Source organism: uncultured Oribacterium sp. (assembly GCF_902481605.1).
GTDB classification, from domain to species: domain Bacteria; phylum Bacillota; class Clostridia; order Lachnospirales; family Lachnospiraceae; genus Oribacterium; species Oribacterium sinus.
The window spans coordinates 1-5442 of sequence record NZ_CABSXI010000100.1 but is presented as its reverse complement, the minus strand read 5'-3'; the positions used below and the strand labels follow the sequence as shown (position 1 = coordinate 5442).

Annotated in this window: 4 protein-coding genes; 3 read left to right on the top strand and 1 reads right to left on the bottom strand. The window is 38.8% G+C overall.

The annotated features are described in order from the left end of the window. Window positions 1-1552: IS1634 family transposase (locus tag RDQ32_RS10655; RefSeq protein ID WP_308580458.1), on the bottom strand; the 1552-nt coding region annotated here is incomplete at its 3' end. Window positions 1553-2386: 834 nt separating this feature from the next. On the opposite strand from RDQ32_RS10655, the gene tet(32) reads away from it, so the two are divergent. From tet(32) to RDQ32_RS10635, 3 genes are all read left to right on the top strand, one after another. Then, window positions 2387-4306, top strand: coding sequence for a tetracycline resistance ribosomal protection protein Tet(32) (tet(32), locus tag RDQ32_RS10645; RefSeq protein WP_002602099.1), 1920 nt, complete (start codon window positions 2387-2389; stop codon window positions 4304-4306). Window positions 4307-4387: 81 nt separating this feature from the next. Continuing rightward, window positions 4388-4732 carry a helix-turn-helix domain-containing protein gene (locus RDQ32_RS10640; protein ID WP_242978241.1) on the top strand — a complete coding sequence of 115 codons (345 nt, stop codon included), beginning with the start codon at window positions 4388-4390 and terminating at the stop codon, window positions 4730-4732. A 324-nt stretch (window positions 4733-5056) separates the two neighbouring features. Next, on the top strand, window positions 5057-5442 hold a 386-nt coding region (locus RDQ32_RS10635; protein WP_308580457.1), incomplete at its 3' end, for an ATP-binding cassette domain-containing protein.

Here is a 5442-nt window from a genome sequence, read left to right as displayed (position 1 = left end):
CTTTCAGTGTTCTTATAATGCTTTCAGTGGTATAACTCTCACCTAACTTCTTCTCTAGAATGCGATAAAGAATCAGGGCGGTGAAGCAGGTAATGAAATGTGCCGTGATTCGATCTTTCCTACTGAGATATACCGGTCTGGCCTGAAATTCACTCTTCATAATACGGAAACATTCTTCAATCTGCCATCGTTTTTGATTAATACTTATAATCGTTGCCACGTCATCTTCCAGGTTTGTGCATACGGCATAGAAACCGTCATAACGTTCCTCTTCTGTGGCAACATCTTCATCTATCGAAGGGATCATTTTATCTGCAATCTCGCCGTCAGAAGTACAGTGATTCTGACGTATAAAACGCTTGGGATCGTTTGGACGTTTTTTATTCAGAGAAGAAGGATTTTCGACGAGCTTTTCAGCGCGTTCAAGCTGACGATTCCGTATCTTTCTCATATAGTCCCGATATTGAAAGGAAAAGGTGACAACGAGATGTTGCTCCAAACCGTCTTCATTAATCCACCGGTCTTTATAGAAAGTCTTCTCGTAATTCTCGACCTCATCTAGTTCACTGAGCTTGTACTCTTTTTTATCTCCAATAAGGTGCCATCCGTCTTCATCAAGACAGTAATCCTTGAGGTATCCTTTCAGCTTTTTGATTGCTTGCGTGGTAACAAATTTTCGGTTTGGAGTGTTGTTGAAGACACGGTTTGAAGTTGATGATAGCCCTGCATCTGTACAAACAATAAACTTCGTCATTCCAAAGTCAGAAAGAATCTTTTTCTCCAATGGTTTCATCGAAGGTTGTTCATTCTCGTTTCCGTTAAAGAGGGAGAAGGTGAGGGGAATCCCATCTGCATCCATAAATAGCCCCATCTGTACAATCGGATTCGGACGGTTTTCTTTGGAATGACCATATTTTCTGAAATCATCCGCTTCCTCAATCTCGAAGTAATAGTTAGTGCAGTCATAGTAAAGAACTCTTTTATGTCGATTCAGTACCATTTCGGAATTCTTGTAAAGTTGAGACTGGAAAAAATCATTCTCTTTTGCAAGGATTTCCAGTGCACGGTAAACGTGATGGAGCTTGCAGTCAGGCTTTTCAAGAAACTTTTTTGAAAGTTCAAGAGAAGATCTCTTGGACCCGGGATAAATAATCCTAGAGAAAAGTAGCATAGACAGGATTTGATTCAGGTCAAACTCAAACTTGTACTTTTCGGCAATCTGAGCACAGATGTCATGGATTTTTAAATCATAGTAGATGTCCTTCAGAAAGAGGTAGCCTACGTTTACGCTACGGCAGCTTTCTTTCTTAATTAAGGTCGAAGAGGAATACTTAAGCATAATGTCTTTTTTTGAAGCTTTTTCTTCTGCGGAGCGTTTGGCAGCGTACTGCTTTGCCCACTCCAGCGGAGTAAGATCTCCGCAAACCTTCAGAAGTTCATCTTCCGAACCAATCTTCTCTATAGTCTTAGTAGTGGATTTACCATCTACCCAAACTGATTTACTTAGATAATAGATTGTCTGATTTTTTGATTTTGATACAGATACTTTCATGACGCAGTCCCTCCATGCGCCCATTATACCATATATAGCCAAATATAGCTAGTGATATTTTCATAAAATTTGACAAAAAAATACAGGCTTTTCAAGGCCTGAGGAGATTTTGGAACTATTTAACTGTCAAACTACCGGCCTTATATCTTTATTTCCGTATACATTGAATTTGTATTTAGTAAATGCTATAATGTCCCTATTCAAATTATAAATGTGTTGAATTAGTTACATGTACATATTTTTTGTGCCGCATAAATACCCTGTTGAGGTTGTCGTTCTTTGTCCAGATGTGGAAACAATAAAAGGAAGGGAACGATACAGGGAGAAAACAGGCTATTCCGGCTTTACGGTTGAAACCTTATACGATACATTTATGCAGACAACACCACGGATCGGCTTTTGGCTGGACAATTCCAACCAAACACCACAGCAGACAGCAGAAACCATTCTGAACGCCAGAAAGTCGGTATGATTGTTACATATAAGGGGAAGAAAAATTTCTTTTAGGTACTTTCTTTCCTAAAACTAATGTGATATAATAGCATCATTCCAAAAAAGGAGTAAAAAATATGCGGCAAGGTATTCTTAAATAAAACTATAATCAAATAGTGGGAACAAAGGATTATGATAGTCCCTTTTGTGGGGGCTTGGTTTTTTGTACCCAATTTAAGAATACTTTTGCCTTATCAATTTTGACATATCCGAAAAACAGCAATCACAAACAGGTGTATGCTGTATATGTGTATGTCCGCAAATTATAATCCCCAGTGGTAAAAGTATTTTACTGCTGGGGATTTTTATGCCCTTTTGGGGCTGTAAAAGGAGGACAATCACATGAAAATAATCAATATTGGAATTCTCGCCCATGTAGACGCAGGAAAAACAACATTGACGGAAAGCCTGCTGTACACCAGTGGAGCGATTGCGGAACAAGGAAACGTGGATAAAGGAACTACAAGAACAGACACTATGATTTTGGAACGGCAGCGCGGAATTACCATTCAGACAGCGGTTACTTCTTTTTGCTGGAATGATTATAAAATCAATATCGTGGACACTCCCGGTCATATGGATTTTTTAACCGAAGCATACCGCTCTTTATCTGTCCTTGACGGAGCTGTTTTAGTCATTTCGGCAAAAGACGGCGTACAGGCACAAACCCGTATATTATTCCATGCGCTTCAGAAAATGGACATTCCGACAATTATCTTTATAAATAAGATAGACCAAAATGGGATCGACCTGCGGCGTGTTTACCAAAGCATTAAAGATAAACTTACCAGTGATATGATTGTCATGCAGGAGGTTTCCCTGTCGCCAAAGATAACCATGACCGATATTTCTGATTTGGACAAATGGGATATGATTATTTCCGGAAGCGATGAACTATTAGAACGATATGTTGCAGAGGATTCTTTGGATATACAGGAATTACAATATGAAAAGTGCAAAAGAACCAGATGCTGCTCTTTGTTTCCTGTTTATCATGGGAGTGCAAAAGACAATTTAGGAACAGAAAAACTGATTGAAGCGATTACAGAAACTTTCATTACAGAAACAGACGATATTCAGTCTGAATTATGTGGATATGTTTTTAAGGTTGAGTATACAGAGCGGAAAAAACGGCTTTCTTATTTACGCCTGTATCATGGGACGCTCCATTTACGGGATACCCTGCTGCTGTCAAAAAAGGAAAAAATAAAGATTACAGAAATGTGTATTCCGTCAAATGGTGAAATCGTCCCGGTTGACCATGCCTGTCCGGGAGAAATTGTTATTTTAGCTGATGATACTTTGAAACTGAACGACATTCTGGGAAATGAAAAACTCCTGCCTCACAAAACACGGATTGATAATCCCATGCCATTACTTCGGACAACGGTAGAGCCGCAAAAGCCGGAGCAAAGGGAAGCCCTGTTAAATGCCCTCACAGAGATTGCTGATACAGACCCTCTTTTGCATTTTGACATTGATACTGTTACACATGAGATTATATTATCTTTTTTGGGAAAAGTACAGTTAGAAGTTATTTGTTCGCTATTAGAAGAAAAATATCATGTGGGCGTGGCTATGAAAGAGCCTTCGGTTATTTATCTGGAAAGACCGCAAAAAAAAGCGAGCTACACGATTCATATTGAAGTGCCGCCGAATCCGTTTTGGGCATCTATTGGTTTGACTGTAACACCGCTTCCTGTTGGAAGCGGAACACAATATAAAAGCGAGGTATCTCTCGGCTATTTAAACCAAAGTTTTCAAAATGCCGTCATGGAGGGTGTGCGTTATGGAATGGAGCAGGGCTTATATGGCTGGGGAGTGACAGACTGCCAAATTTGTTTTGATTATGGAGTTTATTACAGCCCGGTCAGCACCCCCGCTGATTTTCGTTTTCTTGCGCCTGTCGTGTTGGAGCAGGCATTGAAAAAAGCAGGAACACAACTGTTGGAACCATACCTTTCCTTTACCCTTTTTGCACCGCAGGAATATCTTTCACGGGCTTATAATGACGCACCAAAGTATTGCGCAATCATTGAATCAACCAGACTTGAAAAAGATGAAGTTATTTTTAAGGGGGAAATCCCTGCCCGTTGTATTGGTGAATATAGAAATGATTTGAATTTTTATACAAATGGAAGAAGTGTCTGCATTACAGAATTAAAAGGGTATCAGGAAACTTCCGGCGAGCCTGTGTTTCAGCCACGCCGCCCGAACAGCCGTTTAGACAAGATCCGGCATATGTTTCAGAAGATAATGTAACATCTTGCGCAATGCAAACGTTCATTGCTGGCTATTGCGAAATATCATTGATAAAATCAGCATCAGAGAGGAGGAACCATTTTGAACCAGAAACAGACGGATATTACAACAGGAAAGCAAATACGTCATCTGCGAACACAATCGGGAATGACACAGGAAGAACTGGCTGGGGAATTGAATGTTACCCGGCAGGCGCTATCGAATTGGGAGAGAGATGTTAATGAACCCGATTTAAATACGTTGAAAAAAATTTGTTTTCTTTTTGGAGTCCACATGGACGATTTTGCGAAGGAGGTAATAACAAAAATGGAAACATGTGAAAAAAAGAGAAACGACAATTTAATAAGTATGATATGGCAATTGGACTTTTTTATGGTGTCGGGATATTTCTTGGCATTGGTATTTTCTTTGTTGGCGGTTTTATGACAATGTCGGGTGCAGGGTGGGGAGCATCACTATTTGGCGGTGGCTGTTTTTCTCTTGTATTTGGCTTGATATGCCATGCAGTTATTACATTGAGAAGAAATGACAAATGATGACATATCCTGCTTTCTAGTCTTTTCGGTCATATCGCGTAAAAAAGCCGCTGCTTTTGGCTTTCCAATAGCGGCGGCAAAGGGAAATATCCTTTGAATACCTTACAGAAGAAAAGTTTTGCAGCATTATAAAAATAAAAGCCTATACCATTTTGGAAAGAAAAGATACATAATAGTCAAGACGGCAACAATTAGAATTTGAGGGGGTATTTTTGTGTCAACAATTAAAATTGAAAATCTTAGTTTCTCATATTATGGCTATGAAAAACCTATATTTGAAAATGTATCATTTTCATTTGATACAAACTGGAAAACAGGGTTAATAGGAAGAAATGGAATTGGAAAATCAACACTATTTAAGCTACTTCTAAACCAAGAAGTTTATAGCGGGAAAATCAGCAAAAGTGTTGACTTTATTAAATTTCCACCCAATTTAAGTGACACTTCAAAATTAGGGATTGAGTTATATAAAGAACTAATATCAGATGAGGAAGAATGGAAATTATTTAGAGAACTTAATTTGCTAAATGTAGATGAGAGTCTTGTTTACAGAAAGTTTGAAACGCTTTCTAAAGGAGAACAAACAAAAATCCTTTTAGC